The sequence below is a fragment of the Maribacter chungangensis genome (assembly GCF_042676845.1).
GTDB classification, from domain to species: domain Bacteria; phylum Bacteroidota; class Bacteroidia; order Flavobacteriales; family Flavobacteriaceae; genus Maribacter; species Maribacter chungangensis.
In genome coordinates, this window is the sequence record NZ_JBHTHY010000014.1 from 189,689 (window position 1) to 206,717 (window position 17,029).

At 41.7% G+C, this 17,029-nt stretch carries 16 protein-coding genes and 1 tRNA gene; 6 read left to right on the forward strand and 11 right to left on the reverse strand.

Going from position 1 to position 17,029, the window contains the following annotated elements; genetic code table 11:
• From ACFQZJ_RS15170 to ACFQZJ_RS15190, 5 genes are all read right to left on the reverse strand, one after another.
• Window positions 1-897: a DUF58 domain-containing protein gene (locus ACFQZJ_RS15170; protein ID WP_379935721.1), complete on the reverse strand. Its 897-nt coding sequence runs from the start codon at window positions 895-897 to the stop codon at window positions 1-3.
• A 56-nt stretch (window positions 898-953) separates the two neighbouring features.
• The gene (locus ACFQZJ_RS15175) at window positions 954-1,946 is read right to left on the reverse strand and encodes an AAA family ATPase (RefSeq protein WP_379935722.1); all 993 of its coding nucleotides are present in this window, start codon (window positions 1,944-1,946) and stop codon (window positions 954-956) included.
• Window positions 1,947-1,955: 9 nt separating this feature from the next.
• Window positions 1,956-2,576: a DUF4159 domain-containing protein gene (locus ACFQZJ_RS15180; RefSeq protein ID WP_379936122.1), complete on the reverse strand. Its 621-nt coding sequence runs from the start codon at window positions 2,574-2,576 to the stop codon at window positions 1,956-1,958.
• A 171-nt stretch (window positions 2,577-2,747) separates the two neighbouring features.
• On the reverse strand, window positions 2,748-4,064 hold the full coding sequence (locus ACFQZJ_RS15185) for a TldD/PmbA family protein (protein WP_379935723.1): 1,317 nt from the start codon (window positions 4,062-4,064) through the stop codon (window positions 2,748-2,750).
• 27 nt (window positions 4,065-4,091) lie between these two features.
• Entirely contained in the window at window positions 4,092-5,732 is a 1,641-nt protein-coding gene (locus tag ACFQZJ_RS15190) for a TldD/PmbA family protein (RefSeq protein ID WP_379935724.1), read from the reverse strand.
• An 847-nt stretch (window positions 5,733-6,579) separates the two neighbouring features.
• Between ACFQZJ_RS15190 and ACFQZJ_RS15195 the strand changes: the two genes are divergently transcribed.
• Window positions 6,580-6,652: transfer RNA gene (locus tag ACFQZJ_RS15195), tRNA-Phe, on the forward strand.
• Window positions 6,653-6,802: 150 nt separating this feature from the next.
• Window positions 6,803-7,087, forward strand: coding sequence for a GIY-YIG nuclease family protein (locus tag ACFQZJ_RS15200; RefSeq protein WP_379935725.1), 285 nt, complete (start codon window positions 6,803-6,805; stop codon window positions 7,085-7,087).
• Window positions 7,088-7,257: 170 nt separating this feature from the next.
• Here ACFQZJ_RS15200 and ACFQZJ_RS15205 read toward each other — a convergent pair whose 3' ends face one another.
• A complete protein-coding gene (locus tag ACFQZJ_RS15205; protein WP_379935726.1) occupies window positions 7,258-8,826 on the reverse strand; it encodes a glycoside hydrolase family 32 protein in 1,569 nt (522 codons plus the stop codon).
• Window positions 8,827-8,903: 77 nt separating this feature from the next.
• On the opposite strand from ACFQZJ_RS15205, the gene ACFQZJ_RS15210 reads away from it, so the two are divergent.
• The 4 genes from ACFQZJ_RS15210 to ACFQZJ_RS15225 are packed head-to-tail and all read left to right on the forward strand — an operon-like array spanning window position 8,904 to window position 11,690.
• Window positions 8,904-9,398: a rhodanese-like domain-containing protein gene (locus ACFQZJ_RS15210; RefSeq protein ID WP_379935727.1), complete on the forward strand. Its 495-nt coding sequence runs from the start codon at window positions 8,904-8,906 to the stop codon at window positions 9,396-9,398.
• A 53-nt stretch (window positions 9,399-9,451) separates the two neighbouring features.
• Window positions 9,452-10,129 carry a TIGR04282 family arsenosugar biosynthesis glycosyltransferase gene (locus ACFQZJ_RS15215; RefSeq protein WP_379935728.1) on the forward strand — a complete coding sequence of 226 codons (678 nt, stop codon included), beginning with the start codon at window positions 9,452-9,454 and terminating at the stop codon, window positions 10,127-10,129.
• Window positions 10,126-10,941, forward strand: a complete 816-nt coding sequence (locus tag ACFQZJ_RS15220; protein WP_379935729.1) for a purine-nucleoside phosphorylase — start codon at window positions 10,126-10,128, stop codon at window positions 10,939-10,941. Before ACFQZJ_RS15215 ends, ACFQZJ_RS15220 begins: the two co-directional genes overlap by 4 nt.
• Window positions 10,942-10,985: 44 nt before the next feature.
• On the forward strand, window positions 10,986-11,690 hold the full coding sequence (locus ACFQZJ_RS15225; protein ID WP_379935730.1) for a TIGR04283 family arsenosugar biosynthesis glycosyltransferase: 705 nt from the start codon (window positions 10,986-10,988) through the stop codon (window positions 11,688-11,690).
• 2 nt (window positions 11,691-11,692) lie between these two features.
• Here ACFQZJ_RS15225 and ACFQZJ_RS15230 read toward each other — a convergent pair whose 3' ends face one another.
• The 5 genes from ACFQZJ_RS15230 to ACFQZJ_RS15250 all read right to left on the reverse strand — a co-directional run bounded on the left by ACFQZJ_RS15230 (window position 11,693) and on the right by ACFQZJ_RS15250 (window position 16,975).
• Entirely contained in the window at window positions 11,693-12,727 is a 1,035-nt protein-coding gene (locus ACFQZJ_RS15230) for an N-acetylmuramoyl-L-alanine amidase family protein (protein WP_379935731.1), read from the reverse strand.
• 212 nt (window positions 12,728-12,939) lie between these two features.
• Window positions 12,940-13,884 (reverse strand): hypothetical protein, encoded by a 945-nt coding sequence (locus tag ACFQZJ_RS15235; RefSeq protein WP_379935732.1) that lies wholly within the window; start codon window positions 13,882-13,884, stop codon window positions 12,940-12,942.
• 33 nt (window positions 13,885-13,917) lie between these two features.
• Window positions 13,918-15,183 (reverse strand): outer membrane protein assembly factor, encoded by a 1,266-nt coding sequence (locus ACFQZJ_RS15240; protein WP_379935733.1) that lies wholly within the window; start codon window positions 15,181-15,183, stop codon window positions 13,918-13,920.
• Window positions 15,184-15,254: 71 nt separating this feature from the next.
• Complete coding sequence (locus ACFQZJ_RS15245) at window positions 15,255-15,971, reverse strand: hypothetical protein (RefSeq protein ID WP_379935734.1); 717 nt, start codon at window positions 15,969-15,971, stop codon at window positions 15,255-15,257.
• Window positions 15,968-16,975, reverse strand: coding sequence for a glycoside hydrolase family 113 (locus tag ACFQZJ_RS15250; RefSeq protein WP_379935735.1), 1,008 nt, complete (start codon window positions 16,973-16,975; stop codon window positions 15,968-15,970). Before ACFQZJ_RS15250 ends, ACFQZJ_RS15245 begins: the two co-directional genes overlap by 4 nt.
• Window positions 16,976-17,029: the final 54 nt, after the last annotated feature.

Sequence of the window (17,029 nt, forward strand, 5' to 3'; positions counted from 1 at the left end):
TTAACTTAGTCGGATTCTTTTCTTCAAAAACAACTGCAAGGCCTCGTCCAAAGGAGCGTCGCACCTAAAAAGCTCAAAGCCGATTCCGTTGGATAAAAAGGTGTTTTTAACCGTTTCTAGATGTGCTTCCATAGCTTTTTGGTAGGATTTTTTGGCTTGTTTTGCATCTACTTTTATATGTTTTCCCGTTTCCAAATCTTCAAAAACTTTAGCGCCTGTGTAGTTAAATTCCAATTCATTGACACCCATAACCTGTAAAACGGCAACCTCGTTTCTTACTGTTTTTAATTCGGTGATCCATTGGGTGAGTTCGTTCTTATTCTCGTGCATATCGGTAACAACGAACAGTAATTCTTTCTGGTTTCGTTGGTGGATTTTGGCAAGGTCCTTCCTATCCATGGGCCAGCTCCCTTTATTTTTAAGGGTAACCAACTCGTTTAAAAAACGGTTAAAGTGTTGTTTGTGGGTAGTTGGATGTAGCATTTGCAACTGGGTGTCGTTAAGACCAAAAAGACCTATTTTATCCCCTTGCTGTTGGGCCAAATATCCAAGAGAGGCGACCAATACCCGTACATAGTCCATCTTTGAAAGGCCCTCTTCCCGATGCAACATGGAACCACTCGTATCTACAACGAATTTTACGGCTATGTGGGTGTCTATATCGGATTCCTTGATGTAATACCTACCGGAACGGGCCAACATTTTCCAATCCAACAAACGCATATCGTCTCCGGATTGGTATCCCTTATACTGACTAAACTCCAAACCCGGACCTACCCTTCTACTGCCATGCGAACCCGCCAAAAATTCGTCAACGATGACACGTGCTATGAGTGCCAAACCAGAAACGCTATTGATAATCTTAGGCTCTAAAAGTTGTTTGTACTCCTGCTTCACATTTTTATTATTTTGGATTTGTCGTTGTTGGCTCCGGACAGCTGCCCCTAAGTACGCTACTCTTGATTATCGAGTATGTTTTGGGTAACGGTATCCGAGGTAATACCTTCTGCCTCTGCCCTAAAATTTACGATAATCCGATGTCGCAATACAGGAAAGGCAACTTTTTTCAGGTCTTCCAAGGTCACTGCAAAACGCCCTGCCTGTAATGCCCGTGCTTTTGCTGTCAGAATCATGGCTTGCCCGGCTCTTGGTCCGGCACCCCAGCTTACCCAGTCTTTTACATAACCGCTGTTTATAGTTTCAGGTCGCGTAGCCCTTACGACTCTGTTTACATACGCGATAAGCTCCTTACTAATAGGCACATCCCGAACCAGTTTCTGCAACTGTATGATATCTTCGCCATCCAAGACCTTTTCTACCTTTACTTTTTTAGACCCTGTAGTCAACTCTAAAATTGATGCTTCTTCTTGTTCCGATGGATAGCCGATTTTAATGTAAAACAAAAACCGATCCTGCTGTGCTTCCGGCAAGGGAAAGGTGCCGGATTGCTCAATGGGGTTTTGGGTAGCCAAGATGAAAAAGGGTTTGTCCATAGGATAGGTCTGCCCGGAATAGGTTACCTCGAATTCCTGCATGGCCTCCAACAAAGCTGCTTGGGTTTTGGGCGGAGTTCTGTTGATCTCATCCGCCAAAATAATATTGGCGAAAATGGGACCTTTGTTAAACTTGAAGAATTTTTTGCCCGTGGTATGGTCTTCTTCCAAAATCTCGGTGCCCACGATATCCGATGGCATCAAATCCGGTGTGAACTGTATTCTAGAAAATTTTAATTCTATAGCCTGTGATATGGTTTTAATGAGCAGGGTTTTAGCCAAGCCCGGAACTCCTTCCAACAAGGCATGCCCACCCGCTAAAAAAGTAATCAGAAGTTGCTCCACCGTATCTTCCTGACCTACTATTACCTTAGCTATTTCTTGTTTTAGCACCCCTAGCTTCTTCGTAAGTGCCGTTATTTCCTTTTCCGCCGTTAGCAGCTTCTCGTCCATTTTATCCTGTTAAGAGGTTAATGCGTACATCACGATATTTACGCCAAACCGTGTGTTGTCTATTTTATACCAGCGTTTGTTCCTAAAATCATAATCCCACTCGCAGCCATAATCCTTATTACTGTATAGTACGCCGATTCTACCGTTTACTTCTATGGCCTTTAGATAGTCGTGTACCAAGTCGTCTCCCCAGCCGTTAAGTTCCTGGCTCGTTGTCGGCGGCCCGTCTTCAAACTTAAAAAAGATGGAATAGATTTCATGATCATTGGGTATTTTTTGCAAGGCATCCGCACCAAACAGTTCGTCCATCTGACGTTCAAAAGACTTGGCAAAAAGTCCATCTATATCATGGTTACAGTCATCAACGAAGACAAAACCACCGTTCTCCACATACTTTTTAAAGTTTTCCTTCTCCTTTTTGGTGAACTGCACCAGTTTGTGGCCAGAGAGGTAACAAAACGGACTTTTGAAAACAGCATCGTTGGCCAGCGGTACAATATTCTCCAGCGTATCCACTTTTAATGTTGTATACTCTACTAACGAATTTAAGAGGTTAGAAGGCATACGCTGGTCCACGTCCCAATCACCGGATTCATATTGTAGTCTCGTAAAGAAAAAAGCATTGCTCAAGGGCGGATTGAAATTGTAGATTATCAATTAAAGCTATCTAAAAGCAAACGTCTTTACGAGCATAGCGAAGTAATCTGTTGGTTTATAACCAAAAAGATACAGATTGCTTCGTGCCTCGCAAAGACGTCATGCTATTGTTTTAGACAATTCGCAATTATCACTTGGTCTAAACTATACCGCGTCCGAAAGACTGGTAAAGGTAAAGTCCCGAATCTTCATGTAGGGAATTAGATTCCCATCAACCCTAACCTGCTTACCAAGTGTTTCTAAATTATTCAACATGATAATTGGGCTTTCATTAAACCTGAAATTCTTTACAGGGTATTTAATAGCTCCATTTTCAATGTAAAAAGTACCATCACGTGTCAAACCTGTGTACAGCAACGTTTGTGGATCTACAGAACGTATGTACCATAAACGTGTGACCAATATTCCCTTTTTGGTACTCTTTATTAATTCCTCTAAAGATGCGTCACCACCGGCCATAATAAAATTACTAGGAAAAGGTACAGCATCAACTCCTTTTTCCTTGGCCCAAAACCGGTCATATGCCAAGTTTTTAACTACGCCATTTTCAATCCACGAAGTTTTCTTTAAAGGCTGACCAGCACCATTCCAAGTTGCACTGGGCACTTCAGAATTTAAAGGGTCTGACCAGAGATGAACACGTTCATCAACAATTTTCTCTCCTATTTTAGTGCCACCTCCTTCTTTAGACATAAAACTGCGTCCCTCATCCGCTTGACGAGCATTTATTGAACGACCGATACCATTTAAAAGGCCAAGCGCTGCGGAAGGCTCTAATATTACGGTATATTTCCCGGGCTCTATTGCTTTGGCCTCCTTAGAGAGCACTGCCTTGTCTATGGCAACCTTAGCGGCCTCGTTAGGATCAAATTTATTAATATCGTTAAAATCCCTGGAAACCCAACCTGAACCCGTTCCGTCATTACTTCGCATGGTTACGGTAAAGTCAACGTTCGTAGATTTGTTGTACGCAAAAAGTCCTTTTGAGTTCATCATAGCGCTAAAATCGCTGGAATCATCCAAAAATCCTGCCGCCGTAACATCTTTTGCCTTAGCTGGCTCAATACTGGCCTTTGCTACTTCTGCTCGGTAATCCGGACTTATTTTTGCCGTTGCCTCTACATAGGTAATAGATTCATCGTACACCTGAGGCCCTAAGGGCTCCATAAATTCGGAGTTTTCCGGAGAAAGCTTTGCTAGTTCCTCTGCACGTTTTACTACTTTTTCCAAGGAAGCATCATCGAACTCGTCTATGGTAGCCGTTCCCGATTTTTTTCCGAAACTGGACTGTATTACCAAGGTCTGGTTGGACTGATGACCCGCCGTGGAGACCGAGTTACGGGCATACCGTATATTTCCGCTCTCGCTTCCGCTTAGATTTACCTCGCAGACATCCGCGGTGGAAAAGCTGAGTGCTTTTTCCATTATTTTTCTAGCTTCTTCTTCTGTATATATTGCCATTGTCTTTTCTTTTGAATTGTGGTGCGTTTAAATAGAACGACCTGTGTTGATTACATTGATATCATTGAATCGGGTAGTAGAACTACCATGCGATACAGCACTTACCTGAGAAGGCTGCCCTTTCCCATCAAAGAAAGAACCGAACATACGGTAATCCCCTTCATCACAAATCTTAGCACAGGAATTCCAGAACTCCTGCGTGTTGGATTGATAAGCCACATCGTTTAACATGCCTACGATCTCCCCGTTCTTTATCTCATAAAAAACCGTTCCGCCAAACTGAAAATTGTAGCGCTGTTGATCAATGGAATACGAACCTCTACCGGCTATATAGATACCTTTTTCAACATCCTTGATCATTTCGGCAATGGAATACTTCTCTTTGCCAGGTTCCAAGGATACATTTGGCATCCGCTGAAACTGTACATCGTTCCAACTCTGTGCATAACAGCAGCCATGAGATTCGTTCTGGCCTATAATATTCACTTGATCCCTAATGGCCTGGTAATTCACCAAGGTACCGTTACGCACCAGATCCCATTGCTTGCACTTTACCCCTTCATCGTCGTACCCAACAGCACCCAGACTGCCTTCCATGGTTTTATCCGCAACAAGGTTCACGATGTTGCTTCCGTAGTTAAAATCGCCCGACTTCCATTTGTCCAAGGTCGCAAAACTGGTTCCGGCATAGTTGGCCTCATAGCCTAGTACACGATCCAATTCTAGCGGATGTCCTACACTTTCGTGAATGGTCAATCCTAAATGATTCGGCTCCAGTACCAAATCGTACTTTCCTGCATCCACGGATTTTGCGGTAAGCATTTCTGTAGCTTGTTTTGCCGCCTGTACCGCATCTTCTAAAATATCATAACTTTTTCTGTACAGGGTAATTCCGGCAGGACCTTCCAATTTTTCCGAAGCAATACCATCCATATACTCATATCCCATTCCCATTGGAGCGCTCATGGCCTGTCTGGTCTTAAAGGTACCGGCGGCACGATCTACGGCGGTTACTCCGAAGGTAGGCCAAATACGATGTACGTCCTGGTCTATATAAGAACCATCGGTAGAGGCAAAATATTTCTGCTCGTTTACCATAAACAAGGCCGAGTTTACAAAATTGGCACCATTGTCCATGGCAGCGGCATTGGCGCTCAATAATAGATCCACTTTTTCGGATACGGGAACTTCCTTAAAATCTTTCTTTATCGGTGTTTTCCAAGATACCTCTCCATGCGCCTGAACGGGAGCTAATTTAACTGGCTCCGTTTGTATTTTAGAGTTGGCCTTGGCGATGGCGACGGCTTGCATAGTGGCATTTTTAATTCCGTCCTCGGTAACACTATTGGTCGAGGCAAAGCCCCAGGTACCGTTAGCGATTACTCGAATCCCAATTCCGAAAGATTCTGTGTTCACCACATTTTGAACCTTGTCCTCTCTTGTAAAGACATATTGATTAAGATACCGGCCAATACGAGCATCAGCGTAGGTAGCGCCCATGGATTTTGCCGTATTCAAGGCCACATCTGCCATTCGTTTTTTTACAAGTACATCCATGCCCGGCTCTAAAAGCGCCTCTGAGTGAATGTTGTTCCCCATCATCGTTGTTGGCAACAATAGCGATGCTGCACCCATACCGGATAATTGAACAAAATTTCTTCTTTTCATCTAGTGTTTGATTAAGTCTGTGGAATTTCCCGTTACTACTATTGTAATTAGCTGAAGTACCACAGAGGAGTTTAGTCAGTTTAGAGCTATGTTTTCACATAATTCACGATTAATTTTTATTGATTTTCCTAAAATACAGAATTATACGGTGTGTCCTTATGCACTTTTAGATTTTATTAAGAAGAATTTATGATAATAGAAATTAATTCCGACCCCTATATATGATCGGAATTTAAATTTTAAATAGATCAGAATTATATGAATTTATAGCGTGTTGAAATACAATTACTTATATTTAAAAAAATACTCCGCCAAAAATCTTACTACGCTTTTTTTAAGATTTAGTTGGTATATCCTAAATTTGAAATTATATTTGCAGCCGCTTATGGCGACATGGTGCCTTAGCTCAGTTTGTGAGTCCCGAAGTTTCGGGAGACTGAAAATCCATACGTCCCTGGCCTGGCCAAAAGCCGCGGAGTTGAATGAAAATTGAAATATTGATAGTAATGGTGCCTTAGCTCAGTTTGTGAGTCCCGAAGTTTCGGGAGACTGAAAATCCATACGTCCCTGGCCCGGCGAAAAGCCGCGGAGTTGAATGAAAATTGAAATATTGATAGTAATGGTGCCTTAGCTCAGTTTGTGAGTCCCGAAGTTTCGGGAGACTGAAAATCCATACGTCCCTGGCCTGGCCAAAAGCCGTGGAGTTGAATGAAAATTGAAATATTGATAGTAATGGTGCCTTAGCTCAGTTTGTGAGTCGCGAAGTTTCGGGAGACTGAAAATCCATACGTCCCTGGCCCGGCGAAAGGCCGCGGAGTTGAATGAAAATTGAAATAATGATAGTAATGGTGCCTTAGCTCAGTTGGTAGAGCAATGGACTGAAAATCCATGTGTCCCTGGTTCGATTCCTGGAGGCACCACAAAAACTCCCTGTAGACTTTAAGTTTACAGGGTTTTTTGTTTCAATTAACTCTTTAAAAGAAAAAGCTATGTTGGTTCCCCCGAAATTTCGGGGCTGGAAGCACCACTCCCCTACAGACGTAAAGTTTTTTCTTTATATTGATTTCACAATGCATTATCTATACATTCTTTACAGCGAGAAAATTGATAAATACTATATCGGAGAATCACCTGATATTGTCAATAGATTGGAACAACACAATTCTCATTATTTTGAAAAGGCATTTACCAAAGCTGCCGATGATTGGGAAATTATAGTTTCTGAGAAATTGAACAATAAGGGTGATGCAGTCTATCTGGAAAAATTCATCAAACGAATGAAAAGCAAAACCTTCATTCAGAAAATCATCAAGGACAATGACATTCTAGCGGATATCTTAAGTAAAAAACCATAACGCTGGTTCTCCTGAAGGATTGGTGTTGGAGACACTAAATGAATAACATATATAATCCAATATGCGCAAGGTTTTTAGTTGTAGAAGTGGTTTAAACTTTTATCCTCTTTTTCTTTAGTATTTTTCATTTTTATAATTATTCCTTCTTTCTTATCCGATTCAGACTACCACTACCAAACCCGTTTCACCCCACACTCACTAAACTGATTCACTTTAATCTCCTTATTCGACCTATTCAAAAATTCCAGTTTGGTGTAGACATCCCTAGGAAATATCTGATTCGTCATCACATACTGCCCTTGGTTCACAAACAGTTCTATGGAGGAGGCGTCCAATAAAATACGGATTTCAATGGGGCCATCGGGCAGGTTGGGCATAGGCATTTTTTGCACTCCGGTGGCGAAGTTGTCTTTGAAGTCGGTTAATCCGGAGGTTCGCCTATCAAAGTTGAGCATGTTATTTTTCCCGTCCATCGCAATAGCGAGACTGTCGGCACTATCATTTTTTAGGCTTACAACAAAATCCCTGGCGGTAGTCGTAAAACGAATCTCCGATTGGTTTTGCCCTATCATTTTCATGGTATGCGTTCTATTTGCCGCAATAGGGATATCCTGTGCCGTTACCCCCTTATCCAACAGCGATTCAAAATTAGGGATCGGGTAATTGTTTAGCTCATAGTTTCCGTTAGGCTTATGCAACGATAACGTTCTGGGAACGGTCATGGCACTGCGCCATTTTTCGGTAGGGGTATCCCGGGCATAGTCCCAATTGCTCATCCAACCTATAAAAATACGTTCGTTGTTTGGGGTGTTGTTATAGGTAACGCCAGCGTAGTTGTCCCTTCCCAAGTCCAACCATTTGTTTTCTTTCTGGTCGGAAGTAAAGGTCTTACCGTCAAAATCGCCTACAAAATACTGGGTGCCACTACCCCCATTGGGTGCGCCGGGATTAATACTGATCAGTAGCACCCATCTCACCTCATCGGTTCCTTCTACCTGTAAAGGAAATAGATCCGGACATTCCCAAACTCCGCCGTGGGCGCCTTGGTCTTTTCCAAATTCGCTAACATACTCCCATTCCTTTAAATTGGGTGAATTCCATATCTGCAAATGGTCCCCTGCCACCAAGAGCATGGTCCAAAGTTCTTCTTTTTCGTTCCAGAACACCTTAGGATCCCTAAAATCCTTGATTCCGTAGTTTCCAATGACCGGATTGCCTTCGTACTTCATCCAGCTATCCCCATTATCCAAACTATAGGCAATGCCTTGGGTCTGGAAATCTTTCCTTCCTGCTTTTTCGCCTTCCATTAAGTGATAGGTGAAAATGGCCACCAATGCTGGGTTCTCTTTTGTCCCAAAACCGGAGGTATTATTGATATCTAACACCGCACTTCCAGAAAATATGAGTCCGTTTTCATCAGGGTAAAGGGCAATAGGCTTGTGTTCCCAATGCACCATATCCTTACTTACCGCATGGCCCCAATGCATAGGCCCCCAAACAATGTCATCCGGGTAATATTGATAAAACAAATGGTATACTCCTTTATGATAGACCAATCCGTTAGGGTCGTTCATCCACTTTTCTTCCGGGGTAAAATGAAATTGCGGCCTGTAAGGCTCCATATAGTAGGTAGAACCTTGTTCTTCTTTTACTAGCTCTTTTTTCTCCCCTTCCTCTTTGCAAGAAAAGAACGTTATGGCAAGGGCAATTACGAATGTTATTTTGAAGTTAGATGGCATAGTTTAGCTATTTTTTGGCTTTCTCGCTCGGTTTTCAACCCTACTAAAATACTACCTTTGTAAAAACAAAATATCAGATGATGCGATTTCTTTCCCTTTTAGTCCTACTGCTCTTGTTGCAATCGAGTGTTTTTGGACAGACCAAATTGGACAAGACCTTAAAAAAATGGAATACGGAATCCGTACCCTATATTCAGCCTGAAAACCTTACGGACACCCGATCCTTTACCATTTTGGATACCCGTAAAAAAGAGGAATACGAAGTAAGTCACCTAAAAGATGCCCTTTGGGTGGGCGACAAAGCCTTTGACCCCAATAAAGTCCTTGAAGAAATTCCCGATAAAGCAGCACCCATAGTTGTGTATTGCTCTATAGGTGTCCGTTCCGAGGATATCGGAGAAAAGTTATTGGCACTTGGCTATACCAACGTACAAAACCTGTATGGCGGTATCTTTCAATGGAAAAACAATGATAGGGCCGTTTATAATGCTAAGAACCAACCTACGGACAGTGTACATGCGTTTAGCAAACATTGGGGCAGGTTACTTTCGAAAGGGGTTAAAGTATATTAAGTAGTAGTTGTAGTAGTTGTAGTAGTAGTAGTAGTAATAATAAAAAATAAAGATTGGGAATACTTCAAACGAACAAAACGGAAAAGGACGAAAAGACCATTGATTTTACCTTGGCGAAATCTAAAAACCTATTACTTATTTTTACCAGAAATCCACAATTGGGCAAGTGCAAAACACGTTTGGCGGCCAAAGTGGGCGATGAGGCTGCCTTGGATATTTATAAATTCCTATTAAACCATACCGTGCAGATTACGGCTGGTCTGTATGCAAAAAAAACGGTCTACTATTCCGAAGAAATTTGGGAAGAAGATATCTGGAACAACAGCATTTTTGACAAAAAGCTCCAAAAAGGAAATGACCTTGGCGATCGCATGGCAAATGCTTTTTTAGCCGGTTTTCAGAATAATTTTGAAAAAATCATCGTTATAGGGAGTGATATGCACGACCTGTGCCAAGAAGAATTGGAAACAGCTTTTAAGGCCTTGGATAAAAATGATTTTGTACTAGGGCCAGCAACGGATGGCGGATACTATCTACTGGGCATGAACCGTTTTAAACCGGAACTATTTAAACATAAAACTTGGGGCACGGATACAGTATTACAGGATACCCTAGAGAACCTAAAAGACGAAACGCTTACACTTCTTGAGGCCAAAAACGATGTGGATATGTATGACGACATTAAGGATAATGCGGCGTTTGCCCCTTTTTTAAAACATATAAAATTATGATGAAAAAACAATTGGAAGAATCGGTTGCCTACCTGCAAAGCAAAGGTTTTGACCAGCCCGAAATAGGAATCGTACTGGGTACCGGTTTAGGGAAAATGATAGATGAAATTAGAGACCCGATCGAAGCGCATTACAACCACATTCCATTTTTCCCCTTGGCTACGGTAGAATTTCATGCCGGAAAATTGGTCTATGGTAGTATTGAGGGTAAAAAAGTAGTGATGATGCAAGGCAGGTTTCACCTGTACGAAGGTTACGACCTGTTGGATATCACCTACCCCATTCGGGTAATGCATCAACTGGGTATCAAAAAACTGTTTATATCCAACGCCGCGGGTGCCATTAACCTAAATTTTAAAAAAGGGGACATGATGCTTTTGGAAGACCACATTAATTTACAGGGCGGCTCACCCTTGGCTTTTAAAAACGTAGCAGCATTCGGCGAACGTTTTGCAGATATGTCCGAGCCTTATGATGTTCCAATGCGTCTTAAACTAGAAGAAATAGCACTAAAGCACGGAATATCCTTAAAAAAAGGGGTGTACGCCTCCGTAGTGGGGCCTCAACTAGAAACCAAGGCAGAATACCGAATGTTAAAAATCATAGGTGCAGATGCCGTGGGAATGAGCACGGTACCCGAAGTTATCGTGGCCAACCATTTGGGACTGCCTATTGTGGCCGTATCGGTACTAACGGATGAATGCGACCCGGATAACCTTAGCCCTGTGGATATTGCCGAGATAATTGCCATTGCGGAAAAAACGGAGCCCAAAATGGTACAGCTATTTAGGGAATTGATCAAGCATTTGTAACGTTCTGGCCGCTAAAACTACTATTTGGGAACCTCCCTAGTTCTATGAAAGAAAACAGCCCCCAAATCAGTGTTGTCATTCCCGTTCTTAACGAAGAAAAATATATTAAAAAGGTACTGACGCACATCAAAAAGAATGCCCGTAGTGGTCGTATTCTAGAAATATTGGTCGTTGATGGAGGTAGCACGGATGCTACCGTTGCCATCGCAATTTCTTTAGGGGCAACAGTAATTTCGTCAGACCGTGGCCGGGCCAGACAAATGAACCTTGGAGCAAAAATGGCAGCAGGGGAACTGCTGTATTTTTTACATGTGGATACCATACCTCCCCTAAACTTCGATACCGATATTCTTAACAGCTATGTAAACGGATTCGAGGCCGGTTGTTTTCGACTGCAATTCGACACTTCTCATCCCGTACTTCGATTTTTCGCTTGGTGTAGCCGCATGAACTATCAAATCTGTAGAGGAGGAGATCAATCCCTCTTTATTTCTAAAAACCTATTCCTTAGATCCGGAAAGTTCAATGAGTCCTACATCATTTATGAAGACAATGAATTTATAGGCAGGTTATATAAATTGGCAAACTTTACGATAATACCTACTGCGGTTAAAACCTCGGCCAGGAGATATCGTCAAAAAGGGATCTTCACCTTGCAGTATCATTTTGGTGTGGTACACCTAAAACACTATTTAGGTACCGGTCCGGAGGCATTGTATTCCTACTACAAAAAGCATATTGCCGTGTAAGCTTACTTTGCTTCAAAATCCAATAATACGCCTTCCCCTATCCATTTGGCAAGTGCCTGGCGGTTATCCGGATCCAAAATACGGCGTTGGTCTTTGCTGTTTTTTATGTTCCCGATTTCTATAAAGGTCATGGCGGGGTGGGTCTTTTTTACCAAATACAGGGCCGTACGATCTTCAAAAGTACCTGAGTAGGTACGGTTGGGCTGATATTTTTTATACTTTGCCTTAAAAGTCTTATGAATACTCTCCGCTAATTTTTTCCCGTTTTTACTTTTTTCATGATGATAAAAGAAAACATCGATATTCTGTCCCACACTACGACTATCTACATGGGTAACTATGAGTCTTTGGTACTTCCCTTTATGTTCCCTGTAGAGCCCGTTTACAATATCAACACGTTGTTTTAAACGGGCTACCTGGTTCAGGGGAATGGTTTTGTCCGGGTAGGCGACCTCATCCCTATCTATCTCCAAAATTCTATCGTCACGTATACCATCATCCTCATCCCTTATAATAATATATACCGTAGCACCATGTGCCAATAGTTCCTTGGCCAAACGCAAGGTAATATCATAAGCATATTCGTCTTCGGCAATAGCCGTATTGGCATAAACGGCCATAGCACCCGGGTCCGGCCCACCATGTCCGGAAACCAAGTAGTACACATTGTCTTTTAACCGCTTACTTTTTTCAACGACGGTTTTATGTTTTTCCCCAAAAATATCAAAGGTCTCACTCTTTATTTCCTTAACTATTTTTGATGCTATCTGAATTGAATCTATTTTTTGAATACTATCGATTACACCAGGAATTTGGTAAGAACGCCCTTCGTACAAATGAACGCTATCCCTTAGGTTTTGGATATTGAGAGCAATAAAATTATCATAATACTCGTACGGACTCACTCCATTTTTTCTCAAGAGCGAAAGGATTCCGTCCCCTTTTTCTGCAACTACCGTTTTAAGGGAGTCTTGTGCACTCCCTAAAAATCCTATCAAAAGAAAGGTAAAACCAAAAATAAAGGAGCATCTAACCATAGCAATCAAAAAAAACAAAATCTATGCCGAAATTAGGAATAATACCAATTTAAGTTTTGAATGTCGTATTGAAAATTTGAATTATTTTTTTCTCAGTTTAGGAATGAAATCCAAACATAGTATTGGCTATGGTTCTATTTTATGACGACAAATGAGTAAAAAAGAAACTTGGATGCGACATCTAGAATTTAAATTGGTATAAATGGCCAAGCTCACTCAGCACTGTTCGTAGCCGCGTGATCTTGGAGAATACCTTTGGCTACCAGTTGCGGCAATGAAGATTTTGCAGAACGTATAGGTATGCCATTTGGTTCACCGTTAATATCCATAATCGTTAAGGAGGGCAGTAGATTCTTCGCCAGGTATACATTTGGAGCATCAATGAAAGGAGAAATACCCTGATCGGCCTTTACTTTTCCCAGGGCGTTCTTTTTAAAAAGTTCCCTAAAAGCGACTGCCAATCCATGACCATCAGCACTTTTATCATAGTGATGCATCGCAATGGATACCCCCTTTTTACGCTGTTTCAAATCACGAATCATAAGGACTCGTTGATACGCACCGTTATGCTTTAGATACCTCTTGTTAACGATGCTCGTGAGTTCGCCAAAATCGGCAATCGTATTTTCAATTTCCTCGGTCGTGCTATCCTTAGGTAAAGGTATGTTCCCTTTTTCCAGAACATAGACCCTTGCTCCGCGTTCCATTAAATCCTTGGATAAGTTTAACGTAAAATCGTCCAAGGGCTTGTCCATTTTATCCTGATTGCCTTGTGCATCCACGCTAGTATACAGCAAATAGTACACGGTTTTGTTTAAGGTAGAGTCCCTTTTCTTCATAGTTGCCAAGTCGGTATCGAACAGCGGTATCTCTTCATTTTCATCTACACGAATTAAGGTACCCATTCTTTTAAAAGAGTCGGGCGCATCTGGCAGTATATATTTCCTGCCCACGACCAATTCGCTTGCACCTTTTATTGCGTCCTTGTTCAATTCCAAAAAGTTCACATAATAATTTACGGGATGTATCCCCGATTTCCTTAAAATAGAAAATATACCGTCTCCTTTCTGGGCCACTACGGTATCTAGCTGTTCTTGCCCAAAAGTTATGGAATAGCTACATAAAATAATTAAAAAAAAGAGGGGATTCATTTTCATGCGTACCGTATGATTAGGTTTGAACAAATATTGTTAAAAATATTGACCAATTCCAAAGACTATTCCACGATCACCGTCTTTTGTAATACCATATCCATAATCTATTCTAAAAATCGCGTTAAAAATCCGTTTGTGCATAAAGCGAAAACCTACACCCGGATAGATCCGTATGTTTTGATCATCCAAAAAATCGCTGAAATCGCCTCCAGGATTTCTCCAAGAACCACCGTCCACAAAAAAATTGCCCTGTAATACAAACCAGTTTTTATCTATCAGCGTATGGCGATATTCGGTATTGAAAACAATGGCTCCGGTACCACGGTCTATGGTGTTTCCTACCCCGCGTATATTCAGGTTGTTATCTACGGTAAAGGGCGCGAACGGACTATTAACATTGCTCGCCAGGCCCAATCGTAACCTATTGGCCCAATTTCCGCTGGCACCTACCCTTTTGTAATACATAAAGTCGTTGAACCCAATAAGAAACTCGGGCAAAGCACTATCCGAACTCCCTACGTACTGAAAATTAAGGTTGCTCCTAAAACCATCTAAATAGTGGTAAAAATAATCGATGTCGTCATACTCATATATCAGTTTGAACAGGTGCTTGTCCACATTCAAATTTAAGGGTACGTTGGGCCGTGTCGCCCCGGCAAGGTATTGGTAATCCTCTGTAAAAAGACTAAAGCCAAGTTCCATCCGGTGCTTAAAACAAAACTCATATAGGCCTAAAAGTTCAAATCCGGTGTTGCTATACCGATAGTCTGCCGTATCATCGGAAAAAAAAACGGGTTCTTGTGTGGTAAAATCATTATAGTTGAAAGCCAAGCCCAGTTTGTTGGAAAACAAATAGGGCGCCCTGATGCTTAATCCGTAGGAATTAAAAACATCCAACTGATAGAATCCGCCTAAAGTTATATTGTTGCCCAGAAAATTAAATTCCTGTAGTCCGATCCTGAATGCAAAATCGTCATTGGCAGAACTAAAAAGGTTCGCAAAGGGAATTAAGGTAAAATTCTCTTCTATGGTATAGGTTACAGCGTATCTTTTATCTACCGTGGGAGCAACGGAGTAGTAGGCATGGGATACGGACGGCAATCTTTTTAATCGGGTTATATCTTTACCCAACAACACAGAATCCAAATACATTCCCGCCTGTAATGCTATTAGTTTTTCTATTGCCGCAGACTTGGTTTTTTTAAGACCTGCCAACTTAATCTCCGAGATGGTCCCTTCCTGAGCCTGTAAAAGGGCGCAACAAAAGCCTACAACAAAAAATATACTAAGGTTTAACTTCATTGCCTATTTAATAGCAGCTCAAAAATAGGTATAACTTGCTGTAAAAGTATCACAATATGGATGGATGCTTATTATGGTGTAAAACCGGTTACTGCAAAAAGGTTCACCCAATTATCCTCGCTAACCGCTAAAAGGGTAACACCATAAGGTGTGTTTGACTGTAATGCCGTAGGCGCACCCGGAGTTATATTCAAGACCACATTATCCAACACGTAGAATCTAAAAAACCGGTCTAAAGTATAGGTACCGGAAATTAAGTTATTATCGGCATCTGTAACCACTTGAAAATAGATTCTTGTATCATCGTATGACCCATCTTCCCACATAATCAAGGGATTACTACTATTTTGCTCCACGGTAATATTGGTAGTACTATATTCCGTGGGTTTTGTCCTATTTTTTATTCTTATTGGATTGGAAAGGTGTACGGCACCGTCTTCTTCAAAACTTACAATGACCCATTTCTCTTGATCGATCGCAACATCAAACTTTTGTAAAAATCCATTAAAAACATCGGAGAGGGGCGCCACTAGAGGCGTATAGCTCTCAAAATTGTTCTTGTCGATCCTATCGCTAGTCGCCTCAAAATATTGAATGTTGCTTGCTCCAGGTCTGGGATACAGAAAAACACTGACCAAATCATCGGTTTCATTACTTGCCGCACATGCTATTACGTTATCTAGCACTACCTCCCTATTTTGAAGATACAAGGCTAAGGAGTTCTCCTCTACCAAATCCTCCGAACAAGAGGCAAAAAAAAGAAAACAATAGAAGATGTATTTTTTCACTCGCTAAACAATTTAAACTGACTTTCTATCACTTTCTGCGCAGGTTTGTTCTGCGGCGTAAATCTGTTATCGGCCTTACCCCCAGATTTATCGTGCTGTATGAACCATTTCCAGACATAGCCGCCCGCGAACCAATCTTCCGACCAAAACTCTTGAAAAATAGCTTTCTTGGCATTTACCTGGGCCTGCAGATTAACACCTTCCTCGGTGCGATCTACCAACCATGGTTTTTTTGCCGTAAAATCCATGCTGCGATACCCGAACTCGGTAAACAGTACTTGCTTATCGTTTGCCGTGGCCACTTCTATTATCTTGGTTTTCCACCGTTGCCAACCTTCCCTAAGCTCCGCTACCGTAGGTGTTTTAGCATCCGATAAGGGAAAATAAGCGTCAATACCTATGTAATCCAGTTCTTTCCAGAACGGCGTGCGCTTGTATTCGTCCCAGTTGGCGGCATAGGTTAGTTTGCCCTTGTATACTTTCCTAATTTTAACGATAAGCCGGTGCCAATACTCCGGCCTGTTTTTTACAAATTTTTCAAGTTCGGTACCAATACAAAAAATAGGCACTTGGGTCTCTTGGGCCAAGGCGGCATAAGAGAGTATAAAACGTTCATAGGAGTCCTCAAACTCCAGCCATTGTTCCTCTGTCTGCATGGTTATGGTTCCGGTAAACTCGCCCTTCCATACCCAAATTTGGGGTTTCAACATTACGGATATACCGTTCTTTTGCAGCAGTTCTATATATTGCTTGGCTCCTTTCTTCGTTTCCCCAAACCATTGCCTATCGGTATCAAAAATTATTTCAGGATGCACCGTTTCGCGCATAAATCCAAAGGGCATAACGGCGGCACTATTGGCATTTACCTTTAGCACCTCCGCTACGTGGGATTGTACCACTTCTTCCCGCGATGCTACAAAACTCACCCCATTTATTTTCTGTTGTGCCTCACCGGAACAGCAGCATTGTAAAAAGCAAAGAAAAATTAAGCCTAAATTTTTCATAGAAGGTAGTTTAGCCTTCTAAAGTAGCAAATTTCCCTGCTGCGAATAGAACAT

What these genes read in the sequence shown, in the direction of transcription:
- ACFQZJ_RS15175 (WP_379935722.1), bottom strand. Translation starts at nt 1,946, where the DNA reads ATGGACGAGAAGCTGCTAACGGCGGAAAAGGAAATAACGGCACTTACG.
- ACFQZJ_RS15185 (WP_379935723.1), bottom strand. Translation starts at nt 4,064, where the DNA reads ATGGCAATATATACAGAAGAAGAAGCTAGAAAAATAATGGAAAAAGCA.
- ACFQZJ_RS15190 (WP_379935724.1), bottom strand. Translation starts at nt 5,732, where the DNA reads ATGAAAAGAAGAAATTTTGTTCAATTATCCGGTATGGGTGCAGCATCG.
- ACFQZJ_RS15200 (WP_379935725.1), top strand. Translation starts at nt 6,803, where the DNA reads ATGCATTATCTATACATTCTTTACAGCGAGAAAATTGATAAATACTAT.
- ACFQZJ_RS15205 (WP_379935726.1), bottom strand. Translation starts at nt 8,826, where the DNA reads ATGCCATCTAACTTCAAAATAACATTCGTAATTGCCCTTGCCATAACG.
- ACFQZJ_RS15210 (WP_379935727.1), top strand. Translation starts at nt 8,904, where the DNA reads ATGATGCGATTTCTTTCCCTTTTAGTCCTACTGCTCTTGTTGCAATCG.
- ACFQZJ_RS15220 (WP_379935729.1), top strand. Translation starts at nt 10,126, where the DNA reads ATGATGAAAAAACAATTGGAAGAATCGGTTGCCTACCTGCAAAGCAAA.
- ACFQZJ_RS15225 (WP_379935730.1), top strand. Translation starts at nt 10,986, where the DNA reads ATGAAAGAAAACAGCCCCCAAATCAGTGTTGTCATTCCCGTTCTTAAC.
- ACFQZJ_RS15230 (WP_379935731.1), bottom strand. Translation starts at nt 12,727, where the DNA reads ATGGTTAGATGCTCCTTTATTTTTGGTTTTACCTTTCTTTTGATAGGA.
- ACFQZJ_RS15235 (WP_379935732.1), bottom strand. Translation starts at nt 13,884, where the DNA reads ATGAAAATGAATCCCCTCTTTTTTTTAATTATTTTATGTAGCTATTCC.
- ACFQZJ_RS15240 (WP_379935733.1), bottom strand. Translation starts at nt 15,183, where the DNA reads ATGAAGTTAAACCTTAGTATATTTTTTGTTGTAGGCTTTTGTTGCGCC.
- ACFQZJ_RS15250 (WP_379935735.1), bottom strand. Translation starts at nt 16,975, where the DNA reads ATGAAAAATTTAGGCTTAATTTTTCTTTGCTTTTTACAATGCTGCTGT.